This is a genomic window from Neisseria sp. P0009.S007 (assembly GCF_051962515.1).
Window position 1 is genome coordinate 1 of the sequence record NZ_JBQCVF010000405.1, and the last position, 1,237, is coordinate 1,237.

Annotated in this window: 2 protein-coding genes; both read right to left on the reverse strand. The window is 53.8% G+C overall.

The window, feature by feature from the left end; all coding sequences use genetic code 11:
• On the reverse strand, positions 1 to 402 hold a 402-nt coding region (locus ACTHS3_RS13645; RefSeq protein ID WP_440368208.1), incomplete at its 3' end, for a L,D-transpeptidase family protein.
• A 13-nt stretch (positions 403 to 415) separates the two neighbouring features.
• Positions 416 to 1,237 (reverse strand): UDP-N-acetylmuramoyl-L-alanine--D-glutamate ligase (murD, locus tag ACTHS3_RS13650; RefSeq protein WP_440368209.1); only part of this gene is annotated, 822 nt, incomplete at its 5' end.

Genomic DNA, 1,237 nt, shown 5'->3' on the forward strand with positions numbered 1-1,237 from the left:
CCCGCCCGGGCTTTTGCCGTGTTGTTCGGCATAAGCTTTGTCAGTTTCGTTAGGATAGGAAACGCCGAGGTTTTTATGGTAGCCGCTATTGGGATTACGCTCATTGATGCGGTATTTTCCTTCGGGCGTTTTGTCGTCGCCTTCAAACTGTTTATGCCCGACCGGTTGCTTGCCCAACGAAATGGGATAGATTTTCAGTAATTTTCCTTGCGAGTACGCCGACATGGTGCGTTTGCTTTTATGCACAACCAATCTGTCGATAACTGCATCTTCAGGCAACGGCGTTTCACTCGGCGTGGCAATAGTGGTCGTAGTACGAATCGGCGCAGCAAACCAGAACACCGAAGCGGCGACAGCCAAAAGTACGACTGCCGCCAAACCGATTTTCAACCCGACTCTCATCCTTCAGACGGCCTTACAAAGCTTTGAATGCTTCGATAAACACTTCCGAACGGTGCGCATAGCCTTTAAACATATCAAAGCTTGCACAAGCCGGGCTGAGCAACACGATATCGCCCGCTTCGGCTTGGGCATATGCCGTCTGAACCGCTTCTTCCAAAGTGGCGCAGTCGGTCATATTCAAACCGCAGCCGTCCAAATCGCGGCGGATTTGCGGCGCATCGACGCCGATCAGGAACACGCCTTTTGCCTTGCCGGCAAGCGCGTCGCGCAGGGGCGTGAAGTCCTGCCCTTTGCCCATTCCACCTAAAATGACGAAGAGCGGATTTTGCAAACCGGCAATCGCAGCGGCGGTTGCACCAACATTCGTGCCTTTGCTGTCGTCGATAAACACCACGCCGTTTTTCTCACCGATTTTTTCCACGCGGTGCGGCAGGCCTTGGAAGGTTTTGACGTGTTCGAGCAACTCGTCTCGTGGCAAGCCAATGGCCTCACACAAAGCAACGACAGCCATGACGTTGGCAGCGTTGTGCAAGCCTTGCAGCGGAATGTCTTGCGTAGCAATCAAATCTTCATTACCTTGTTTCAGGCGGCCTGTCTCGCGCTCCAACCAAAAATCGGCTTTATGTTCCAACGAAAACCATTTCACATCGCGCCCGGCACGCTTCATCGCGCGGCAGAACGCATCGTCCGCATTCAAAACCTGCACGCCATCGCCACGGAAAATCTTGGCTTTGGTATGCGCGTAGTCGAGCAAGTCATCGTAGCGGTCGAGATGGTCTTCGGAAATGTTCAGCACCGTCGCCGCAGTCGGGCGCAGGCTTTCGGTGTTTTCCAG